17 protein-coding genes are annotated in these 22,815 nt (G+C 57.9%); 7 read left to right on the forward strand and 10 right to left on the reverse strand.

The features are described from left to right. Nucleotides 1-16 precede the first annotated feature (16 nt). The 3 genes from ACH9L7_RS17265 to ACH9L7_RS17275 all read left to right on the forward strand — a co-directional run bounded on the left by ACH9L7_RS17265 (nucleotide 17) and on the right by ACH9L7_RS17275 (nucleotide 6,247). A complete protein-coding gene (locus ACH9L7_RS17265; RefSeq protein ID WP_396613377.1) occupies nucleotides 17-1,417 on the forward strand; it encodes a sulfatase in 1,401 nt (466 codons plus the stop codon). A gap of 168 nt (nucleotides 1,418-1,585) precedes the next feature. Then, nucleotides 1,586-3,226 carry a twin-arginine translocation signal domain-containing protein gene (locus ACH9L7_RS17270; protein ID WP_396613378.1) on the forward strand — a complete coding sequence of 547 codons (1,641 nt, stop codon included), beginning with the start codon at nucleotides 1,586-1,588 and terminating at the stop codon, nucleotides 3,224-3,226. Between the two features lie 342 nt (nucleotides 3,227-3,568). Then, nucleotides 3,569-6,247 (forward strand): hypothetical protein, encoded by a 2,679-nt coding sequence (locus ACH9L7_RS17275; RefSeq protein ID WP_396613379.1) that lies wholly within the window; start codon nucleotides 3,569-3,571, stop codon nucleotides 6,245-6,247. A 73-nt stretch (nucleotides 6,248-6,320) separates the two neighbouring features. Here ACH9L7_RS17275 and ACH9L7_RS17280 read toward each other — a convergent pair whose 3' ends face one another. From ACH9L7_RS17280 to ACH9L7_RS17310, 7 genes are all read right to left on the reverse strand, one after another. After that, nucleotides 6,321-7,265, reverse strand: a complete 945-nt coding sequence (locus ACH9L7_RS17280) for a glycosyltransferase family 2 protein (RefSeq protein WP_396613380.1) — start codon at nucleotides 7,263-7,265, stop codon at nucleotides 6,321-6,323. A gap of 72 nt (nucleotides 7,266-7,337) precedes the next feature. Then, nucleotides 7,338-8,099 carry a glycosyltransferase family 2 protein gene (locus ACH9L7_RS17285; protein WP_396613381.1) on the reverse strand — a complete coding sequence of 254 codons (762 nt, stop codon included), beginning with the start codon at nucleotides 8,097-8,099 and terminating at the stop codon, nucleotides 7,338-7,340. Between the two features lie 193 nt (nucleotides 8,100-8,292). After that, nucleotides 8,293-9,444 (reverse strand): hypothetical protein, encoded by a 1,152-nt coding sequence (locus ACH9L7_RS17290; protein WP_396613382.1) that lies wholly within the window; start codon nucleotides 9,442-9,444, stop codon nucleotides 8,293-8,295. 68 nt (nucleotides 9,445-9,512) lie between these two features. Then, the gene (locus ACH9L7_RS17295) at nucleotides 9,513-10,733 is read right to left on the reverse strand and encodes a cohesin domain-containing protein (protein ID WP_396613383.1); all 1,221 of its coding nucleotides are present in this window, start codon (nucleotides 10,731-10,733) and stop codon (nucleotides 9,513-9,515) included. Between the two features lie 13 nt (nucleotides 10,734-10,746). Further along, a complete protein-coding gene (locus ACH9L7_RS17300) occupies nucleotides 10,747-12,018 on the reverse strand; it encodes a dockerin type I domain-containing protein (protein WP_396613384.1) in 1,272 nt (423 codons plus the stop codon). A gap of 666 nt (nucleotides 12,019-12,684) precedes the next feature. Next, complete coding sequence (locus tag ACH9L7_RS17305; RefSeq protein ID WP_396613385.1) at nucleotides 12,685-14,502, reverse strand: hypothetical protein; 1,818 nt, start codon at nucleotides 14,500-14,502, stop codon at nucleotides 12,685-12,687. Between the two features lie 293 nt (nucleotides 14,503-14,795). Further along, nucleotides 14,796-15,023 (reverse strand): hypothetical protein, encoded by a 228-nt coding sequence (locus ACH9L7_RS17310; protein ID WP_396613386.1) that lies wholly within the window; start codon nucleotides 15,021-15,023, stop codon nucleotides 14,796-14,798. 188 nt (nucleotides 15,024-15,211) lie between these two features. Between ACH9L7_RS17310 and ACH9L7_RS17315 the strand changes: the two genes are divergently transcribed. The 4 genes from ACH9L7_RS17315 to ACH9L7_RS17330 all read left to right on the forward strand — a co-directional run bounded on the left by ACH9L7_RS17315 (nucleotide 15,212) and on the right by ACH9L7_RS17330 (nucleotide 19,712). Further along, on the forward strand, nucleotides 15,212-15,802 hold the full coding sequence (locus ACH9L7_RS17315) for a metal-dependent hydrolase (protein ID WP_396613387.1): 591 nt from the start codon (nucleotides 15,212-15,214) through the stop codon (nucleotides 15,800-15,802). 76 nt (nucleotides 15,803-15,878) lie between these two features. Further along, nucleotides 15,879-17,030, forward strand: a complete 1,152-nt coding sequence (locus ACH9L7_RS17320; protein WP_396613388.1) for a Gfo/Idh/MocA family protein — start codon at nucleotides 15,879-15,881, stop codon at nucleotides 17,028-17,030. Between the two features lie 217 nt (nucleotides 17,031-17,247). Beyond that, a complete protein-coding gene (locus tag ACH9L7_RS17325) occupies nucleotides 17,248-18,345 on the forward strand; it encodes a DegT/DnrJ/EryC1/StrS family aminotransferase (RefSeq protein WP_396613389.1) in 1,098 nt (365 codons plus the stop codon). Continuing rightward, the gene (locus ACH9L7_RS17330; RefSeq protein WP_396613390.1) at nucleotides 18,342-19,712 is read left to right on the forward strand and encodes a nucleotide sugar dehydrogenase; all 1,371 of its coding nucleotides are present in this window, start codon (nucleotides 18,342-18,344) and stop codon (nucleotides 19,710-19,712) included. Before ACH9L7_RS17325 ends, ACH9L7_RS17330 begins: the two co-directional genes overlap by 4 nt. A 132-nt stretch (nucleotides 19,713-19,844) precedes the next feature. Here the strand turns inward: ACH9L7_RS17330 and ACH9L7_RS17335 are convergent, their stop codons facing one another. The 3 genes from ACH9L7_RS17335 to ACH9L7_RS17345 all read right to left on the reverse strand — a co-directional run bounded on the left by ACH9L7_RS17335 (nucleotide 19,845) and on the right by ACH9L7_RS17345 (nucleotide 22,703). Further along, nucleotides 19,845-21,008 carry an FG-GAP repeat domain-containing protein gene (locus ACH9L7_RS17335; protein WP_396613391.1) on the reverse strand — a complete coding sequence of 388 codons (1,164 nt, stop codon included), beginning with the start codon at nucleotides 21,006-21,008 and terminating at the stop codon, nucleotides 19,845-19,847. Further along, nucleotides 21,008-22,006 (reverse strand): Gfo/Idh/MocA family oxidoreductase, encoded by a 999-nt coding sequence (locus ACH9L7_RS17340; protein WP_396613392.1) that lies wholly within the window; start codon nucleotides 22,004-22,006, stop codon nucleotides 21,008-21,010. Before ACH9L7_RS17340 ends, ACH9L7_RS17335 begins: the two co-directional genes overlap by 1 nt. A 109-nt stretch (nucleotides 22,007-22,115) precedes the next feature. Then, nucleotides 22,116-22,703 carry an acyltransferase gene (locus tag ACH9L7_RS17345; protein ID WP_396613393.1) on the reverse strand — a complete coding sequence of 196 codons (588 nt, stop codon included), beginning with the start codon at nucleotides 22,701-22,703 and terminating at the stop codon, nucleotides 22,116-22,118. Nucleotides 22,704-22,815: the final 112 nt, after the last annotated feature.

Raw genomic sequence — 22,815 nt, forward strand, 5'->3', positions numbered from 1 at the left:
GTGTCATTTCCTCCAAATGAACGGCCGTGACATCATCTGGATAACGCTCGAGAGCGTCAGACGGGACCGAACGTCGCTCTCGGACCACAGTCGGGACACGACACCGTTTATCCGACGGCTTGCAACTGATGGTGATGGCACCTCGTTCTCGAATTGCGTCTCACACGCAATCTGGACAAGGCCATCTAGCACCTCGATTCTAACGGGACGGGCGCCGTCCGACCACCGCGTCTGGTCGTACGATGCCGCCCTCTCCCGTGACATCACCACGATTCCGGAGCAACTCCGTGCGCGCGGCTACCGAACTGTCGCCGTTTCGCCGATTGCGCAGGTAAGTCCAGCGACCGGCCTCGACAAGGGCTTTGACCACTTCCACTACCTCGGAAAAAAGCAGTTGCTACATGAAGTCGGCCTGCCTACGATACTCAAGTACGTCGCAAACATCCATGAACACTCTGCGGGGTTCACCAGAGACACGACTAAGCATAGTCGCGGCTTCTTTACACAGTCGGTAGCAACCCGTCATATCGACCGGGCGGCAGCAGACCGTGAACCGTTGTTTCTCTACGTCCACCTCGGTGATAGCCACCACGCGTACTACCCGCCAAAACGCTGGAACGACAGGTTCGTAGACGATCTAGATCTCCCGCTCGACGACGCGCTCGATGTCGTCCTCAGGATGTCGAATCATCTCCACGAGTACATCACTCGCGGCCTCCCGTTTGACGATGCCGAATGGAACGCGATTGAAATACTGTACGACACCTGTCTGGCGTACGTCGACTCCATCGCAGAATCAATCGTCCAGTGCGCACAAGAGCGACTCGACGACCCGCTCATCGTCATCACCGCAGACCACGGCGAGTCCTTTGGCGAACACGGTCTCCTCGCGCACATGCTCGTGCCCCATTCGGGCGTGACGGACGTGCCCTTGGTCGTCTCTGGGTTCGATGTCCCCGCGGGAGTCGAACACGGCCTCGTCCAACCTGCCGACGTGATGGCGATGATCTCGACGGAGTGCGAACTCGCCCTCGAAGTCCCCATCGGACAGGACGTTCGGGCTGTTCCCCGCGACTTCGCGGTCACACAGCGCGGAAGTAGCCGTCCGCAGAACAACTTTGCAAAGTTCCGCGAGTACGACCCTGCGTTCGATGTCACCCAGTTCCCCGCGGGTGAAGTAAACAGCATCCGGAACACCGACTATCGGTATCAGCGGAGTGACGATAGGACGATGCTGTACGACCTCGCCGACGAGACTACTTCGATACATGAGGACCACCCAGACGTCATCGGGTTGATGGACAAAGCCCTCGACGGATGGCTCGACGCGTACGGCCGTGCAAGCGGTGGTGAAGAGCGCACTGCCAGATTCTCCAGCGATATGAAGGCACAACTTCGAGACCTTGGATATCTATGAACTAGCGCATGAGGTCCATTCTCTCTATCACGCTCAAAAACGGCCTGCCAACGCCAGTAAACGGTATTCGCAAACGAAACCCGTCCCGGAAAGAGCAGGCGAGTCCAGAAAGTGGGAAGTAACGATACGCATAACTAATCGCCCACCGTCATTATCTTCCCGCATATCATGAAGCGCCGGGACGTTCTTCGCACGAGTGGAGCGGCCGTCGCGGCGGGTTTTCTTGCAGGCTGTGTGACGTTCTTCGACGGTGGACGGACCAAAGGTGAGACGAAGCCGGATTCAACTGTGACGATGTCTCCGTCTGAGCCGAACGACGGCTTCATACCGTCCAAAGAGGACATTCTCGACGCACCAACGACTCTCCACGGAATTACGTTCGACACCGTCTTGCACGCTGTCGACGACCTCGGGATGGACCCGACCGGAACCGTTCCGATCGACGACGCCTTCGACGAGGGGTACGGCGACGGAACGCTCATCGCCTTCCCACCGGGTGACTACCTCGCAACCGATGAGCATCGATACAGGACGCCGACACACCGATTTGGACTCATCGGTCTCGGTGAGTCGCGTCGTGACGTTCAGTTCGTCTTTCCCCCGGGAAACGAGGGTGCCCCAGACCCGACCAATTTCAGGTTTCTCATGTTTACGGCCGGTCGCGACGTCGTCATCGAGAACCTGACGTTTCAAATGACGGACGACGACGTTACCGGCGTCGAGACGATATTCATCTTAGACGACGGATTTTGGATGGTCGATGTCGAGTTTGCCGGATTTATGCCGAGAGAACGGTACGCTCCAAGCAACAACGTCATCGCCCATATCACGGATCCAGACGGAGTCGGGGTGATTCGACGGTTCGTCAGCTTGGGCGGCGGAGTCGTCGGTACGTATCCGAGTCGGGGGACTCCAATCGGCGTGTTCTGGAGTCACCGCGGCGAACTAAGACTCGAAGACGCACACATCGAGGAGAGTGGGTCACACTCCATCTACGCCTCGCGGGCGCAGGGGTGCATCAGAGTTGAAGGCGGTCTCTTCCGCAATAACGACAACACAAACTTGCGTATCTCCGGTGGCGGACACCCGACTAAGCGGTCGTGGATTCGGGGCGCACGCGTCGAGATTGACGTCGACAGGGCGACGAAGCTTCCCCCGGGAGAACACTACGAGAGTACGCGGGGTATTTGGGTTGAGGCTGGTGGCTCACACAACCCCGGATACGGGAATTTGCTCATTGAAGATGTCGACGCAGTCATCTATTCGAACGGCTCCGCGAGCAACCTCCCGCTCTTACTCATCGATTCGAGTCATGGGTCGGTGACCGTTCGGAACTCCCGGTTCCGAAGTTTCGTCGAACACGTCGAACCAATAGACGTTCGTGAGCCTTCTGCCCAGGCTGTCAATGGGCCGACAGAGGTCCACATCGAGAATACGGTCGTAGAGACGACTGCAAAGAGGGTAATCGACGAAGGAGCGGCGCTCAGCATCTCCGGCCGTCCGAACTCTACTGTAACCGGTTCGACAATCAAACTCGTCGATGGCTGGGTGGACGGTATCCGTGTCGAAAGAAGCGACGGATTCACCGCAACCGACCTGGAGATTATAAGTCTGGCTCGCACTGACCCTCCGACTGCCGAGAACCTCGCTGACGAAGCGTTCGGTTGGAACAGGGGCATTATCATCCGTGGCTCGGTTGAGTGTAACCTGCGCCGGTTGGTTATCGCAGTACCAGGAGTACCAACATACTTCGAAGACTCGCAGGTCGAAGTTGAACTGATTTCTCTTTCGCGAAGCGTGCGTCCCTGACCAGATGCACAGGTCTGGTGTCGGAGTCACTGTGTTCGCACGCGGCAGATGCTCAAAGACGATTTTGTATATTTCTACTGCTCAACACGTGGATTAATGTTGTCTGGGCAACCACTTTTACATCGGAAATTTGCTGTAAGAGTGGCTTAATCGAGAAAATTGGTCCATAAAATAGGGGTCTAAGGACTCCTAACGCCAATATTGTCATAACAACACTTTAAAACTGATTATCAAAAACTCCTGATTTTCACTCGATAATGTTTATTCTTTCTTATATATTAGATGTTCTAGTAATCTGTTGATGGAATGATTTATATTATCCTTGTCCCTGGAACTAACTGCATGGCACGCGACTTCGGTAGCAATCGGACGAACGGAGAGTCATCTGTAGATGACCAGACAAAAGACGATTCGAAAGCCCTCCTCGAACGCCGGGCGTATCTGAAGCTTGGCGCGGCGGCTGCGGCCGCTGTGACCGGTAGTGCGACGCTGAGTGGCGTTGCAGGTGCGGCAGTCGAACACCGTGGAATCTCCTTCGACCGCGTCGTGAACGCGGTCACGGACCTCGGCATGGATGACACGGGCGGAGACCCAATCGACCAGGCGTTAGATTCCGCTCTCGAACCGGGCACGCTGGTCGAATTCCCTGCTGGTGACTTCCGCGTCACCGACAACTTCAATGTCGGCGATATGTCCAACGTCGGTATTCTGGGCGCGGGCTCTGGTTCGACCCGATTCGTCTTCGATAGCGGCTACAACGTTGAGTTCTTCGACGCGAACGGTGGTCAGAATGTTGTGGTAGAAGGCTTCTCTCTGGATACGACGGCATCTCACGACACTGCCGCGAACATCACCGTTCGAGTCGACGACGGCCTCGAAATCCACGACATCGAGTGGCTCGGATTCACGCCGAACGCTGCATCGTTCGTCGCGAATCTTGTCCCGTACGTGGAGACGGTGGACGGTGTCGGCCACATGTCCGGCATCACGATGACCGACGGCGGCGTCGAAGGGACGTACCCCGACCGGACGAGCGGGATTTTCATCGGTAACGCCCACCTCGGTGAGATTATCTGTACGAACATCCACATCGAGGAGATGGGTTCGACGGCCTTCTCCGCACGTGGCCGCGACGGTGCCATCAAAATCGAAGACAGCTACTTCGCTAACAACGACAACAGTTCCATCCGTATCGGCGGGAACAAGCACCCCTCCAAAGAGTCGTGGGCGAAGAACTGTACGGTCGTCGCGGACGCGAGCCTCGTTGAGAACCTTCCCGACGGCGAAGAGTACGGCAACACCGACCTCATCCGCGTTGGAGGCGGTCAAGAAGAGGTCCACGGGGCTATCATCGAGAACTGTACCCTCGAGTACCGGTCGCACCCCCGCGGTGCCTTCTGCCGCGCAACAATCGCACGGCCGAGCTTCAGCGAGAATGGTGCGTTCGAGGTTCGCGGCTGTACCATCGCTATCGACGCCGATGGTGTCCCCGCAATCAAGGCGAGCGATGCCACTTCGACGGTCCCCGCGGATGTCACTGTCGTCGACACTCACATCACGGGCTCGGTCTCGCAGACGAACGCCGACGCCGCGATTTACGCAGAAGACAGCGACGGGACGACCATCGATAACATCTGCATGAATCTCCCGAACCTCAACACCGGGATTCTCATCGAGGACTCGACTAGCTGTGAGGTCACGTCATCCGACATCCTCGTCGATGGTGAGGCGACGAAGTTCGTCAACAGCGACGTTACCACGTCCGGCATCACGAACGACGGTGCCTGCCGTGTCCCAAGTGATACGGACAGCACGACGGACGACAGTACGACGGACGACAGCACAACTGACGACAGCACGACTGACGACAGTACGACGGACGACAGCACCACCGACTCCAGCGGTCTCGAAAACTCGCTTCGCCTCAAGGGGACGGGTACGTCGACCAACTACCAGTTCACCGTCTCGGGCGACCTCACGGCCGACACCGAGGCCTCTGACCTCGAATCGTGGGACTCCATCTCGGGGTCGAGCGCGGACGGGTGGATTACGTCCGAGGGCCAGACTGACTCCTACTGGTTCTCCGGTGACGTCACTGACTTCTCGTTCGTCGAAGGCGAGGCGACGGTCGAACTGAACGGCGAGGTCGTGGACCCTGCTACGCTCACGAGCGATAGCACGAGCGACAGCGATAGTACGAGCGACAGCGATAGTACGAGCGACACGTCGACCACTGAAACCAGAACGATTCGACTCACGGGAACTGGTACGACTACCAATTACCTGTTCTCGGTCTCCGGCGACCTGTCGGCCGATGCCGACGCATCCGACCTCGAATCGTGGGACGACGTTTCCGGATCGACCGCCGACGGGTGGGTTACGTCCGAGGGCCAGACTGACTCCTACGAATTCACCGGCGAAATCGTCGACTTCGAGTTCGTCGAAGGAGCGGCGACGGTTGAGGTCGATGGCGAGGTTGTCGACCCATCGACGCTGGGTCTGACGCGCACGCTCGACATTATCGGGTACGACGACTCCACGACGGCGACCTACGAGGTGACGACCGACGGGTTAGTTCGAGTCAACCCCGACAAGGGACTGCTCGACAGCTCGGGCCTCTCGTCCAGCGTGGAAGACACGGTGGCCAGCGGAACCCACAGCTACGAGTTCAGTGGAAACATCACTAACTTCTCGCTCAACGGTGACGCGGAAGTCTACCTCGACGGCGAGCAGGTTGACGTGGACGACCTGGCGAACGGCGAGGTCACCACTTACGAGAACCAGCTTATCGTCGACGGGTCGACGGACAACGGCAAGACGATGTACGAGTTCGAGGTCTCCGGCGATGTCGCCCGGAGCCCCGACCTCGCGTCGGCCGAGACGGAAGACACGGTCTCCGACGGAGCGGTCGCCGGCGTCGTCAAGGGCGACGCTGACGGGTACCGGTTCACTGGTGACATTGTCTCCCTCGATGTGAAGGGGTCTGCGAGCGTTTCGTTCGGCCCGACGTCGAACAACTAGAAACTTCCCTCCCCCTTTCTGGGAATTTTCCTACCGACGGCGGTCGGCACCGACTGCACGGGTCGAACGGTTTTCAGAACACGCCGCTCAATCGACGCTTCACCTGCCGACCGTATCGGTTCGTCAGTGGACCACCGAGCGCCACGACGAGAAAGAGATACGTCTGTAACTGTGTTGGGTCGGATCGAAGCGACTTGAGGAGATAGCTGATTGCGGTCGAGTATCGCCCCGCGTGGAGTGCCGACGTCCCCAACGTGCGTGAGAGCAGTGCAACGAACTGGCGCTCACCTCGGCGACCACGCTCGGCGGCGATAGCATCCCGGTGACGCGCTAAAATACGGGGATACGACACGTCTCGGCGCTCTTCGAAATCGTCCGTAATCTGCTCGTGCGTTCCTTCGGTTCGAACGACGAGTGGCTCTGAAACTGACGCGAATTTGCAGTGCCTCGCGAGACGGAACTGCCACTCCCAGTCTTGCCACGAGGGGAGCAGTTCGTCTGGCAGTCCGGCCTTCTCGACCACGTCTCTCGTGACCGAAAACCGGGAGAACGATCCGACGAGCGTCCCACGCAGAAGGATATCGAGCGGGTCGCCGTCGAAATTCGGCCGGTGGGCTCCGATTTGCCTTCCCGCCGTATCTTCGACGCGGACGCCGACCGACACGAGTCCAACGTCGGGTGGTGACTCACGAAACGTTTCGACGTATTGCTCGACGACTGTCGGTTGCCACCAGTCGTCGTCGTCCAGAAATGCGATGATATCTCCTCCGCTCTCGCGTATCCCGGTGTTGCGCGCCGCGTTCGCTCCACGGTTCTCGTCGTGGCGAAGAACCACTGTTCGGACGAGTCTACTCGTATCGACCCGTTCGAGGGTCGGCGCGACTGGTTCGGGTGAGTGATCGTCGACGACGAGAAGTTCGATTCGACTGTAGCTCTGTGTTGCAACGCTTTGGACTGCGTCGGTGACGAACTCTGGTCGTCCATATGTCGGGATGACAACGCTCACGAGCGGGTCCATTATTTAAAAAATTCTCTTCCAACAGCCTTGGTTAAGTCGTCCATTACGCTCGCTCCGAGTCGGCGACGAGTGTTACGTGGGAACCGACAACGGCGTGCGATTTCGCTTGCGAAGCATGCCGCGCGTTCGGCCGAGTAAACGGGCCACGTTCCCACCGGCACGGGCGATGGTGTGTTCTGGAGAGAGGCCGACGTAGTTCGTGGGGTTGAGTGCAGGAAGCAGGATGTTGAACCACTGCCTCGTCGCCGAAATTCCTTCTTTGTCCCACAGGTACGGTGTCTGAAGTTCGAGTTGGTACTGTTTTCGCCAGTAATCACGGATCGAATCTGCGTACGAATGTATGACGACGAGTTCTGGGTCGTAGTAGATTGGATAGTGTCGCAGGATTCGTTCTGCGAGTTCTTTTTCTTCGTGTCCCCACGATATCTGTTCGTTCCACATCCCTGCACTGTCGAAGACTTCCGTTCGACACGCGGCGTTGCATCCCCAGAACCGAGTCACGTACTTCGGTTCGTTCCCGCGGTCGTAGTGCGTCGTGAACTGGGCAATGACATCGCTTCTCGGGTGGACGATTTTTCCGGTGACCACCGCCTCTCGGTCCAACAGGTCCGCAACGCGTTCGAGATAGCCGTCTTCGGGAATCGAATCGTCGTCGAGAAACACGAGTTTGTCCGCGTTAGCTCGTCTGATGCCTTCGTTCCGCGCTTTCGTCGCTGAATCTTCTCGTTGGATGAGTACCTCGTAGTCGGAGTACGACTGGTCTTTCAGGGCCGAGACTGACTCGACTTCGTCCGGTGGTTTCAGTGTTGGTATGATTACGCTGAGTTCGACCATTACAGTTTCCTCTAGATTTCGTTTACGTCACTCGTATCGAACAATCCGTTTCAAACAGGGATTGTTATTCAGGGCCTATCGGGGACAGGCCGAACCGATAGGGGCTTTCGAACCGGTCCGCCGAGGGCCTCGGGCGGCGACATCGTCGTTCAATCGGGTGTTTCGGCGGTGTGTTGTGGCCTCTTATTCGGGGTCAGTCTCCCGCTTCAATCTCTGGTTGAAACCCGATTGACTGGATGGTCTCGACGATTTCTCGGTCGGTTCCGGATTCGTTCCAGTTGGTCTTCCGCGGAATCGAAGCACGGTACGTCTCGACGGAGTTGTACAGTTTCTCGAATACTTTACGCTCCGTGTCGATGACATGGGTCAACTGCTCGACGGCTGACCCATCTGGTTTCTGCTCGTCCGGCACGAGGGAGTCGTACGCCCGGAAGTACTCCTCGAGGCGTTCGTTCCACTCGTAGTAGCTGATAGCCTGTGTTGCCATCACTGCCTCGTTAGTCGTCATCTCAGTGAGACTCACGTGGTCCTGTTCGGGTGCGGCGGTGAGAAAGACCATCGCGTCAATAGCCGACTGGTCGACATACTCCGCGTCCGGAAAGACAGTCGGAATGTCGGTGAAACTCCGGCTTCGTTCTTTGAGGTAGTACCGATTCAAGAACGTGAGCGCTTTCCCGACGATGGAACCTTTCGGGTCGATATTCTGTTCGATGTACTGGCTCACCCGACGTCGAGGGCTCGTATCCGATTCGCCGAACTGTTCCTGCACCGAGGGGAACGATTCGATGTTGAATGGCTGGAGGTTAACTGTAAGGGGGAACCCCTGGACACTGCCGTCTGCGCCGACCCAGAGGCGGTCGTCGGCGAGGTAGTTTCCACCCGCGTCGAGCAGGGACATCAGCGTGTTCGTCTTGCCACCGCCCCGCCAGGAGGGGAACAAGATTGTCTTGCCATCGAGTTCGATACCGGACGCGTGGATGAGTGCGCGATTCTCCAAGGCGAGGGTAGACCGCAGCATGAATTCGACTGGGTAAATCGCGTAGAACGGCTCCCAGTTTGGAGTCACGTAGATGTGTTTCCATCCCGGTTCGACTGCCATGTACTCGGGTCCTTTTTTAACGACGAACCTGCTTCCGGTCCACCCGTAGTACTTTTCCGGGAGGCCGAGGACGAGTTCTGACGAGATAGGCTCGGTTGTCCGTTCGACTACGATATCAGGGTCCCCCTCTGGATTGGACACCTCGAAGTGTTTGTACATCGTTCGGAACTGGCTGGTCGACCGTCCGCCCTCGCCTTTGACTTCGAGCAGGAGTTTGCCGAAGAAGTTGTAGTAGTTGGATTTCATGGATTGGTGATTAGTACTGTGTTTTTCGTTCAGATTCTTTGATTCTGTCTGTGTGTGGTTTTGAATTGTCATTTTTGGCGGTACAGGTAGCCGATTGCAATCACGAGTAGCAGTGCTACTGTAGTGATGGCGAGGTCGAATCCAGGGACGCTCCCACTGAACGTCTCACCGGATGGCGTCTGTGACTGCTCGGTCCGAATCACGGTGGTAACTGTGGTGTTGGGCGTCGGACTCTCGTCCGTCACCGTCACCGTGTCTGTCGCCGTGGTCGTGGGTTCCGGCACAGTCGTCGGTGTCTCTGTGACTTGCATGACTCGCAGCGCACCGATACGGGTGGCACCGAGTTTGATGTCATACGTCCCCGGCTCGTCAACAGAGTAGTTGAGAGTGAGTTCCACCGAGCTACCGGGTTCGATGGTGACAGTTTGACGCTCGACATTCTCCCCATCCACGTAGAGGAGTGCCTCGTACTCTCCCGGTGCGTCGCCATCGTTCGCCACGCTGACCCACACTGTCGCCGTCTCGCCAACTTTGAGTGAGTTATCCAGCAAGTCCGCATCATGGACGACGATATTCGGCTCTGAAGGCTCGGTATCGGCGGAATCGCTGCTACTGCTTCCACCACTGCTACTTCCGCTCCGACTACTGCTTCCATCACCACTCCGGATGTCATCACTCGTCGGTTCGGGGGTTGGAGTTGGGGTTGGAGTTGGAGTTGGGGTTGGAGTTGGGGTTGGGGTTGGGGTTGGAGTTGGGGTTGGGGTTGGAGTTGGGGTTGACGTGTTTCCTTCGATACTCACTGTCACACCGTCGTAATCGCTGATAAACATCGTCTCACCGGTGTCGTTCGCGAGGACAGTTTCCGACTCCTCGAATGTGAGCGTGGTCTCACTTCCGTTCGTTCCTGAGAGGAGGAGCGTTATCTCTGCGAGAACAGGGTCGTCACGGCCGCTAGTTCGGAGTTGATTGAAGTCGACCCATCCGGACTGGTTGTCGACGGTGACGACCGGGTCTTCGAAGTCCTCGGAACCAGTGACGTTGACCACTTGTACGACGCTCGGGTCGAACGTCAGGTTGGCTTGGTAGCCGGAGACGTTCGAGGCGTTCGCCCAGACAGTGACCGTCACTGTCTCGTTAGCCACTCCGGAGACGGGGTCATCTTGGCCGACGTGTACTGACACGGAGTCAGCGAAGACGACACCGGGAATGCTCAGTCCAACCGTGGCACTCAACACGACGGTGACCACCACCACGACCACGCCAACTCGGGTTCGGAACGTGCCAGTCATTTGGAATCCTCTCTCAGCTCCCCTCGAGATAGTTGTTCAACGTCACAGCGTCGGCGATGTCGACGCGGCCGTCGCCGTTGACGTCAGCAGCGTCTTCGTCGGTGTCGATGTCACGCCCCGAGAGATGCTTCTGGAGGTGTGTGACATCGTCTTGGTCTAGTTCGCCGTTGCCGTCTACGTCGCCCACCCACGATGCAGGGTTAAACCGTTCGTCGAACTGGAGGTCGAAACTGAACTCACTTGAGCTATCCGTCATGTACTCGTCGAGACTCGGCGAGTAGGTGACGAACTGTATTCTGTCGGGGCCGCTTTCACCTCCAGGTTGGAAACGAATGAGACGCATCCACCCGTTCCCCCCGTTGTCGTAGTCCTGATAGTCTGCGAGCACCTCGTAGACGGAGAGGCCGGCGTCGTTGGTCGATATCTGGTGGTTCTCCCCGTGGATGTGACCACAGAGTACCATGAACACCTGCGGGCTCGTCTTGACGAGTTTCTGCCAGACCTCTTCACCAGTGTTTCCGATGCCGTTTCGCTCGTGGAGGTTCGTCGACCGACCGTCGTCTTCGAGGTAGTAGTGAGTTGTGAGAATCGTCGGCATGAACTGGTGGTCATCGAGGACGCGCCGAGCCCACCCGAGAGACGTGGTTGGGTCGTCTACCTCTCCGGGGGGCTCTAACTCCAGTGCGAGGTGGAGGAAGTCGTACGCTCCCCCTGAAAAGTACTGGTAGAAGTTCAGAGGAGTCGTTTCTGGACCGGTACCTCCGAACCAACTTCTGTTCTCGTAGCGACTCGCACCAAATGTCTCCGTGAAGTTCTCTATCGAAGACGTTCTGTCTCCCTCTTTCTCCCAGTCGTGGTTCCCTGGTATCGCCGAGTACGGTACCTCGCCATCGAGTGTGGACATGACGCTGTCCATGCGCTCCCACTCGACATCTCGCCCACCGTTCTCGACGATATCGCCCTCGTGTGTGACGAACCTGATGTGCTCGCTCTCCGAGTTGTCGGCGACCCACTCCGTCTGGTCGTGTGCATATTGCGTCCAGTCGTCTCGTTCCGCGTAGAACTGCGTATCTGGAAGCGCAACGACGGTCCAGTAATCGGGTGCAGCGCGTGCGACGTAACTCGCGACCGGGAGTGAAGAAAGCGCCATGCCGACGGGAATCGAACGGATGATGTCGCGGCGAGTGAACTGACCCCCGGGCGGTTCGCCTCTTGAAGCCCGCTTTCTTTCTTCCCCGTGGGAGTCGCACCGGGCGGAGCTATCCGTTTGGTGTGTCTCTTTCATACATCGGTTGGCAACCAAACAAGCGTCAAGAATTCCCAAAGTAATAGAGTAGTTAACTGAATCACGGCCTGTGAACGCCGTTTCACGACCAGTAAACAGAATCCTGAATTCTCCACTCACGAGTAAACAGAACCCTGAATTCTCCATTCACGAGGTGCCACCCACCGCGCAAAATATCACGATTCTATCCAAACTGAACGTTTTGAAGTTCTGAGAAATAACTCATACGAGCCGAACAGTACCACTCGTTCGTCTTCGGAAGGATATGGCGTACCGAGTTAGGTTTTGCATTAGTCGAGAGATGACGCTTGGCTGGTGTCAATTTCGACACCGCACGTGGCTCCGAGTGGCAGGACTTGAATCACGTAGCGTTTATTGAGATACATTTCATAGTCAACATTGGCTCCCGGTTCGAACGTTCGTGTACCGTGGTTCGCGTGCCATGCAAACCACAGCACTGTCCGGGAGTCATTCTCTACTGACACCGCCGTCCCGAAGCTCCATGCGTACCACTAGTCTCGTCTCGTGCAACTGCATTGCAAATTCGGAAACTATCGACAGAGACGACCGCCGATAGCAAAAAAGTGATACAGTGCGTGCGCGTTGACGTCCTTTTTTGGCCGTCACACTCCCACTGTGGACGGAGTCTCAGCCAGACGCAGCCACTCACTCGAATTGTTTTTCGTACTCCGCTTTGACCTCCGCTTGTTGTTCTTCAGTGAGTGAATCGAAGTCGGTTCCGTACATCGACTGAGCGAGTTCCTCCCAGGATTCGTACCGGTCGCCGTCCTCGCTCTGGAACTGACTGTCGAAGTCTGCCTCGATTTGTTGTTGGAGTTCGATATCCAGGCTGTGGAAGTCGAAGCTCTCGCCTTCGAGGTCTACGTTGTACTTTTGTTCTGCCAGCTCTTCGCGGGTCAGCACGTCAGTAATCGCATAGCCATCGGCGAACGGCTGGCGAGAGCGTAGTTCCTCGACTTGCGTTTTCGTCTCACCGCTGAGGTCGTCGAAGTAGCGGCCGTACTTCTCCTGTGTAATCTCATCGAGTGTTGCGTATTGGGTCGAGTCGGCGTCTGTACTGTCACCGGTAGCGCTGTCGTCAGTCGAGCCATCATTCACGGAACTCCCGTCCAACGAACTGCTGCTGTCTGAGTCGGTTCTGACAGTAAAGACGCCTGTCTCGTTCGTCTCGTCAGAGAAGACGCCATAGATGTAGGTCCCCTCGGAGGGTGCGACGGCGGCGTCTTGGTCGTTCATCTTGGTTGGCACCTCGAACGAAATCGTTTCACGGTCACCGACGCCGAGCGTGAGCGTTCTGTTGAGCCCCACGCGCTCTGGTCTGTCGTCACCGTCGAGGTCGATTTGTAGTCGAACCGTCTCAGTTGCAGGTATGTCTCCCATGTTGGTGACCCGTGCCTCGATGTTCACCCACAGGTCAGTGCCATCGCGGCCCATCTTGGTATCGTGGAGACGTGTCACCTTGAAGTACGGTCCGAGTACGTAGACGTTCGCCGAGTCGTTTGCAGACCCGACAGACGCGACGAAGGTGGTATCTCCCCGAGTGACGTTCTGTGTATTCTGACTGAGATTGAGCGTCGCCTCCTCACCCGGGGCGAGCGTGACCGACTCGGTGACGTACTCGCTGCCGTTTTCTGGGCCGAACGTCACCGTCGCAGTGTCACCGATATCCCCCGTGTTGGTCACTTTCACGGATGCGTTCAACGGGTCGTCTTTCGTGACGTTCTCCGGAATCGACGTGAACTGGATGTCGTAGGTGGCCGGTCGCAGGACGGTCAGCACACCACTCACAGAGTTCGTCTCAGTTCCGACTCTGAAGTTGTATGTTCCCGCGTCGAGCCCGTCCGTTGGAATCTCCAACGAGACGAGATTCGATTGTTCGGGTTCGAGTTTGAGTATCGCAGTGTCGACTTCTTCGGTGGCGTCGAATGCCCCGTCACCGTTCGAATCGACCGCGAGGTTCACGAGTCGGGTTCGCGTCGAGTCGCCGACATTCGTCACTTCGAACGAAAGTCCGGCGGACTCTCCTTTGACGACAGATATCGTGTTAGAGACGCCGGACAGACGGAACTTCGGCGGTTGCTCGATGTCGACAGTGACTGACTTGTGCGCTTCTGTGGTGGAATCTTCGCTCCAGACGAACACACCATAGTGGTACGTTCCACTGCTCATCTTCTCGGTCGACTGGTCGAACGAGATGTCGCGCTGTTCACCGCTCGCGAACGTAATCTGGCGGCGTTCGACCGGAGTCTCGAACGTCCCATCACCATTCTGGTCGATTCTCAGGGCTACGGTCCCCGTCTGCGCGTCTGCGTCCGGATTCGTTACTTCCGCTGAGAGACGCAACACGCCGTCGGAGTGGTCTGTACCAACACTCCCGATTTCGAATGACTCGGGCGTACTCTCTGTGTTTTGCGCCCCTGTTTGCGCGTTGAACCCGACGCCAGCAATCAGGGCAACAACCACCAGAGTTACGATTAGAACAACTCTCCCCGACCGGTTTTGAGTAGACATGTCGCCAATTTACATCAAATAGATACTTTGTTATAGGCAGAAAAATCAATTTTGTCGGATGGTAGGGATCCCTGATGTGTCCCCGAGTCCCCACTTTCGCGTGGTATTTTGTGTTTAACCTCTCCCGCGACTTTTTGTTTAATCTCTTATCTGTTTCGTGAGACGGTGCGCTCGGTTCACGATTTCACCGATACGTTCGGATTTAATCCCTCCTTAGCGACGGTTCTGGTGCTGTGAGTTCGTCGTCATAAGTCGAGGTCACGGAAGGCATCGACGCCGGGGAGCGATTTGACCGCACTGTTCTCGCCGGTGTACTGTGCGTCGGCTACGCTTCGATGAAACAAGTCGATGCTGGGGTACTCCCTGAACGTCAGAACGCGGCCATCTTCGACGGCGAAGACGACTTCGAGTGTCCCACTTGAACGCTCGTATTGGTGGCCCTTTGCAGGCGTCGCTGGGGCATCGTGGTCCATAGGTACGTACATTGTGACCAACTACTTTAGTATGCACTTGGTGAACCACCCTCTCTCGTCTGCGTGGCAACGGTTTCGAATCGGTGGTCCATAACTAACTCCCTGCTAGTTCAACCTCGCGGCGATAGATGACGGAATTCCGTGTGTTGAGGTGTTCTGCTGGGTATCGCGATGGAGTGTGGGTGTGAATGTGGCCATGGGAGCACCTTGCGGTCGGTTACATCCTGTTCTCGCTTCTGGTCCGCGTGTTTGACTGGACGCTCGACGATGTATCGGCCGTCGCCCTCGCGTTCGGTACGCAGTTCCCGGACCTCATCGATAAACCGCTTGCGTGGACGTTTGCTGTACTTCCATCGGGAACGTCACTCGCACATTCAGTTTTCATCGCGGTCCCAGTTTCTCTCGCCGTCATGATTGTACTGAGCCGATGGTCACGGTTGACTGTCGGCGTTGGGTTTGCTGTCGGGTATCTGGCCCATCCGCCTTCTGACATCCTCTATGGTCAACTCACCGAGGGTGGCCCGCTCTCGTTCGATTCGATATTATGGCCGTTCGTGGAACAGAGTGGCTCGGTGAGTGGCGGTGGGTTATTTGGGCGCGTTGCGATCTACATCGGCGAATATCAGGAGTTCATTGCGATATCCGGGAGTACGTCACCGCAGGTAGTCGGCTACCTCGTCTTCGAGGCTGTCTTACTCGCCACAGCGATAGCGCTGTGGCTTACCGATGGACGGCCCGGCGTTGAACTCGCCCGCCGCGCCGTCGGGCGGAGTGTGTGAGCGTCCCGCTGCGCACACCACGGGTGGTTTATCCAGTGAGTACCTTTGAGCTGAGAAGCTGATATTCAGGCGAAAGATGGCTCACAAAATCGCGATGATTGGAACGGGGGCAAACCCGGATAACCCATCCACCGAGGGGTACGCGATGGCCTACAGGCACGCAGAGGCATATCGCCGACTCGAATCGTGCGAACTCGTCGCCTGCGCCGACATCATCATCGAGAACGCTAGACAGTTCGCCACCCGATTTGACATCCTCTCCGATCACGTGTACGAAGACTACGAACAGATGCTCAGCGAAGTCGAACCTGACATCATAAGCGTCTGTGTGCCGCCTGCGGCCCACGCGGATATCGTCATCGGATGCGCTGAGAGCGGTATCCCTGACGCGATACACTGCGAGAAACCGATGGCGTTGACGTGGGGCGAAGCCCGCGAGATGGCCGCTGTGGCCGAGGAGAATGGCGTCCAGCTGACATTCAACCATCAGCGACGATTCGGCGGACCGTTCAGAGTGGCAAAGAAACTGCTCGATGACGGTCGAGTTGGAACCCTCGAGCGCATCGAACTGGGCGGCGAGAATCTCTACGACTACGGTACCCATCTCTTCGACCTCGCCGGCTACTTCACCGACCAATCGCCCGCAAAGTGGGTTCTCGCACAAATCGACTACCGGGACGAAAATCTCCTGTTTGGTGCGCACAACGAGAACCAGGCGATATCTCACTGGCAGTACGAAAACGGCGTTCACGGGGTGGCATCGACCGGGCGTAATAGCTTCTTGAACGCCCAGGTTCGCCTCGTTGGGAGTGATGGCGTCCTCGAAATCGGCCACGAAGACGGGCCACCACTTCGGATGCTGGCGTCTGATACTGAGGGGTGGATACGGGTCGATACTGGCGGCGACGACATCCACGGCCCTGTCCCGGACCGAAAGGTGAGGCTCACCCGGGCGATTTCACGACGCGTCCCTGTCATCTCGCCAGACTGGTTCGACGACGATTCGACGACGTACATCGAGCGAGCAATCGAGGAGATTGTCGAGTCGCTCGCGGCGGGTCAAACGTCCGAATTGAGCGCTTCGAACGCGTTGCAAGCGACCGAGCTGATATTCGCGAGTTGGGAGTCGGCGCACAAACGCCAGCGAATCGACCTGCCGCTCGACATCGAATCGAACCCGCTCGAAGAGATGGTTGCCGCGGGCGAACTGCCGGTAACTGGTGTGTAACCCGGTGACAGTAGCGGTATTCGAGCAGCGCGCACCGGTGCATACCACACTGCCATCGGCTCTCTCTGTCAGTTATGTCCCCGATGACCCGGTAATCCAGACATAACAAAGCGGTTTCACCGCCGGTTTCAACCATGGATGAACCACGATACCCGTCCATTCGGGATGGTTTTCTTCAATTGATTTCCTCCGAAACACAACTGATGGAGTCACTCGAATGACGACCCCGATTTCTATCGCTGAACCGCTGATCGGTTTGGCGGAGCAAGAACGGGTCCTCGATGTGCTCGACAGTGGAATGCTCGCCGATGGTCCCGTCGTCCGTGAATTCGAAGAAGAATTTGCGGCGTACGTGAACGCCGAGTTTGGCGTCGCCACCTCCAATGGGACGACAGCCCTTCACGCGGCGCTCGAAGGCCTCGGCCTCGGGCCGGGTGACTGCGTCGTGACCACGCCGTTCACATTCATCGCGACGGCGAATGCGATTGCACTGACCGGCGCAGAACCGGAATTCGTCGATATCGACCCGGCGACGTACAACCTCGACCCGGACGCACTGGAAGCCCACCTCCGCGACGGGGCGCAGGTCGACGCTGTCATCGCCGTTCACCTCTATGGCCTTCCAGCGGACATGCCCCGTCTGCGCGAACTCGCCGACGAGTACGACTTCTACCTTGTCGAGGATGCGGCGCAAGCACACGGGGCGATGGTCGATGGCGAGCGGGTGGGGTCACTCGGTGACGTCGGTTGCTTCTCGTTTTATCCAACGAAGAACATGACAACGAGCGAGGGTGGGATGATAACCACTAACCACACCGGCGTTGCCGAACGGGCCGCCCGGTTTGTCGACCACGGCCGCCGTGAGGGATACGTCCACGACGTGGTCGGCCACAACTTCCGCATGACGAGTATCGAGGCGGCGATTGGATTGGCGCAACTCAACCGACTTGAGGAGTTCACCGCGGCCCGCCAAGAGAACGCCGCGAAACTCACAGCGGGTCTGACCGGAATCGAGGGCATCGAGACGCCCGTCATTCCCGACGGTCGGACACACGTCTTCCACCAGTACACAGTCCGGGCCGCCGACCGCGACGCCCTGCACGACCATCTCACGGCGCTCGACATCGCGAGCAAAGTCTACTACCCGCTCCCGCTTCACCGACAACCGGTGTACGACCACGTCTCGGCGATGATGCCCCAAGCAGACGCTGCGGCAGCACGGGTGCTGTCGCTTCCCGTCCATCCCGCCCTGTCGGATGCCGACATCGACCGAATCATTCGAGCAATCGAGGGTTTCGTCGAGGTACCCCAATGAACGACGAACTACTGCGTGACGCAGCAGAACCACTCTACGGGGCCACCAGACCGGTGTCGGAACAACGGCGTGACTTCCTCGAAGGGCGTCTCCCAGTCGCCGTCTACGGCCTCGGAAAAATGGGGCTTCCCCTTGCGACAGTCTACGCTGAGACGACTGGCAATGTCATCGGAGTCGACATCGACGATTCCGTCGTCGACCAACTCAACCGCGGGATGTGCCACATCGACGGTGAACCAGAACTGCCGGCACTCGTCTCGGAACTCGTCGATACCGGTTCGTTTACCGCGACGACGGAGGTCAAGCGAGCGGCATCGGCGGCGTCGATTCACGTCATTATCGTCCCGACGCTCCTGTCGCCGCAGGCTGAGCCAGACCTCTCGGCTCTTGAGGCGGCGGCCCGCGGAATCGCATCTGGGATCGATCCCGGTGACCAAATTATCGTCGAGTGTACTGTTCCCCCGGGAACGAGTACGGACCGTATTGTCCCGCTCGTCGCTGCCGAGAGCGGCGTCCACGAGGGTGAGTTCGGCGTCGCGTTCTGTCCGGAACGTACCTCCAGCGGTCGCGCACTGCAGGACATCCGTGGTGCGTACCCGAAAATTGTCGGCGGCGTCGACGCTGAGAGTACGCGCGTCGCGGAACTCATCTACGGTGAACTGACGACGAACGATATCATCACCATGTCCGATGCGACCACTGCGGAGGCGGTGAAAGTGTTCGAAGGCGTTTACCGCGACGTGAACATCGCACTCGCGAACGAACTGGCTCAAATCGGCGACGACTTGGGGTTCGACGCAAACGCGGCAATCGAAGCGGCGAATACCCAACCGTACTGCGACATCCACACTCCCGGCCCTGGCGTCGGCGGGCACTGTATCCCCTACTATCCGTACTTCCTCACGTCACAGACATCGGCCGATACGCCTCTCCTACGCACCGCTCGTGAGGTGAACGACGGAATGCCCTCCTTTGTCGTCTCGAAGCTCACAGTGCTGTTACAGGAACGTGGAATCGATGTTGACGGGAGTCGACTTCTCGTCCTCGGATTGACATACCGACCCGGTGTCGCGGAGACGCGAGCGACACCGGCGAAACCGATTGTGGACTCGCTCGTCGAACTCGGCGGCGAGGTGTTTGTCTGCGACCCGATTCTCAACGACGTTTCGGCGTTTGGCGGGACACCGGTCGACCTCAACGATATCTCGACGCTCACTCTCGACGGCGTCGTCGTTGTCACTCCGCACGACGAATTCGATGCCATTGACTGGGACGCGTTCGACGATGTCGTCATCATCGACGGACGTAACACGCTTGACCTCCCCGACCGACCGGACCGCCACGTCTACACTATCGGCGGTCGTTGACATCCCCACGGCCAAAGGCTGTGGTATTGCGCCTGTTCAGCGTATAAGGAGAGACTCCTAATCGGTGCTTCTTTTTGGTTCGACTCGGACTCAGCGTGCGTTCGAGGCCGAAAAGAGACGCGACGTAGAACGTTAGTCTCGATACCAGGCGTCGACGTTTTGATGGGCGTATCCTTTTCCGACGATGTCGACGCGGCCGTCGCCGTCCAAGTCGACGAGTTTCGCTTCGTGTGTCGGGATGCCACTCGAGATAACCTCCGGTTCGAAGGTCCCATCACCGTTGTTCCAGAAGACGAACTGCCGCGGGACGTGGCCCGCTTCGAGACCCATCTCGGCGACGAAGATGTCCGGCCGTCCATCGTCATCTAGGTCCGAGACCTGTAACGAATGGGGGTTCGAGAGGTCATCGTGAATCACTGTCACATCCCACGTGGGCGGGTCGAGGATACCGAGTCTGGCACGTCTGGTGCCCTGGTACGGAAGGTCTCCCTCAGTCACGATGATTTCGTCGTCACCATCGCCGTCGATGTCGGCGGTAGTGACCCGCGTCCACGGCCATCCGTCGGCGAGAACCTCGCGTTCCCACGTTCCGTCGTCAGTCCGATGGAAAAGGTTCGTTCCCGCGAGAATCTCGGTCTTTCCATCGCCGTCGATATCCCCGACGTGGACGCCTTCGACGTTCAGGTTTTCGGCCACGATGTGTCTGTTCTCGACCGGCCACGGTTCTTGTCGTGGGTCGTCGGGAATATCGTAGTAGAACACGACTTCGCTTTCTTGTGAGAGAGCGAGTACTTCGAGTTCGCCGTCATCATCGACGTCCTCAATGGCGACATCGTGATACTTCTCGAACGCGCTGGTGATGATGCGTCGCGTCCAGCGCTCTCGTGGGTCTGCTGGTTGTTCGAACCAGTAGAGGTCGAACTGACCGAGGTTCTGCCCGGCGACAAGGTCGACCCGCCCGTTTCCAGTGAGGTCACCGAGCGCGCCACCGACTGAGAGTTCCGGGGATTTTGCGATGTCGTGTCGTTTCCACCCCGGGTTCTCGTACCAGAAGACGTTCCACTCTATCTGCTCGATGATGTCACGGACCACTGGGAGCTTTCGCAGGAAGAGGCGCTTGTTGAGCACTGGCACCGTAACGGGGTACGTTCCGCCGACGGCACCGATGAGAACGTCCGGACGGCCGTTCCCTGTGAGGTCTGTCGTGAGGCAGAAGCTCATCTGTCCTGCCGGTGGTGTGCTGTCGATACGTTCGTGTCTGAAGTTCAACTGTTGTCTGAGTGGTGAGGCGGTCATTAGCTGACCTCGGTGGGTTGGAACACCGGTTCTTGTGTCGAACGGACGCTTCCGGACCTGTTGGAGTACTGGCTGATTGCGTTTGCGAGGCCAACCGCTCGGAGGCCGTCTTCGCCAGTGACACGCGGGGTGTCGCCATCGACGACCGTCTCGATGAACGATTCGAGTTCAAGTTTCAATGGCTCGCCGGTCTGAACCAACGGTCGCTCTGTGATTCCCGCGTGGTGGTACGAGAGGTTCCCGTCGACCTCTTGGTACTCCGGACGCGATTGTCGGTGAATCGCAATCGACTGCTTGGTGTAGTCGAGTTCGATGTATCGGTCTTCGGTCGTCACTGTGAGTTCGCGCACCTTCTGCTGAGTCACCCGACTCGCGGTGAGCGACGCAGTCGTTCCGTTGGCGAACACGAGGTTCGCCGTGGCGTGCTGGCCGTTTACCGCCTCGACGGCGAACACATCAACGACGGGATCCGGGACGAGCGACTGAATCACGTCGATGTCGTGAATCATCAAATCAAGGATGACGTTGTCGAGGTTGCGGGCGTCGCTCGGTAGCGGGCCGAGCCGTCGCGATTCGAGTGCAATCAACGGTGCTCCGTCGAGAATCCGCGAAAGTTCCGTCACGGCCGGATTGAACCGTTCAATGTGTCCGACCTGGATGGTGACATCGTTCTCCGTTGCGTGGTCAAGTAGTTTCTGCCCACGCTCTATCGACGCGACGAACGGTTTTTCGACAAGGACGTGGACGCCAGCGTCGATGCATTGCTCGACAACTGGATAGTGGTACTCCGTTGGAACGACGACAGAGACGGCGTCGACCCTCGCGAGTAGTTCGTCGACTGAGTAGGCACCGACTTCGAACTCCGAGGCGACCAACTCGGCACGCTCAGTATCGGTGTCCGCCACGCCGACGAGGTTTGCAGACCTGAGTTCGTTGTAGACGCGAGTGTGGTTCTTTCCCATCGACCCAACGCCGATGACTCCGACATCGAGTCTCATTGTCTCAGAACCCCGACTGGGAACACCGATGATATCTGACTGCAGGAATCTGTCCCGCGCTCGGTACGATGAGCGGTGTTGTGCCGCTGGAAAGATGGTGAATGGAGCATCATGGGTTGCTGTCTGTTGTCTCTCGAATCTGGTTCTCGCCACGAAGCTCGGGTGGGAGCGGTCTGTGTTTGGCTGGCGACCCGACGGCAAGCGTCGCGGGGGGGACGTCGCTCGTAACGACTGCACCAGCAGCCACGAACGCTCCTCTCCCGACTGTCACGCCGGGAAGGATGGTCGCGTTCGCACCGATAGAAACGTCATCTTCGAGTGTCGGACCGGTGAGGTCGGTATCCTGTCGGACCGGATATGGGTCGTTCGTGAGAACAGCACCGGGGCCGACGAATACGTCGTCTCCGATGGTCGTGTATGACGGAATATAGACGCGAGTCTGAAGACTCACGCCCGACCCGATGATGGTGTACCCGTCGATGACGGTGTTGGTGCCGACGAGAACGTCGTCGCCGATGACCGTCTCCTCGCGAATGAGAACGCCGTGTCCGGTTCGGAATCGCTCGCCGATAACGACATCGTCGTAGATGATGCACCCCGACCGAATCACTGGGTCGGACCCAATCTCTGGTCCTGGTCCGTCCCCGGGTCCGACGACGGCATCGGGTGAGATTCCGTCGTGTGCTGGAGAGGTCATCTGCTTCCCCGACCGTCGAGCGAAATTCCACTGTTCGCTATCCGGAGTTGGGAGTTCCCCATCGTTGGTATCATTGATTGAGAATAACCCCCCGAGACGGCTTTGTTATGAA

The organism is Haloferax sp. S1W, assembly GCF_044593955.1.
Lineage (GTDB): Archaea > Halobacteriota > Halobacteria > Halobacteriales > Haloferacaceae > Haloferax.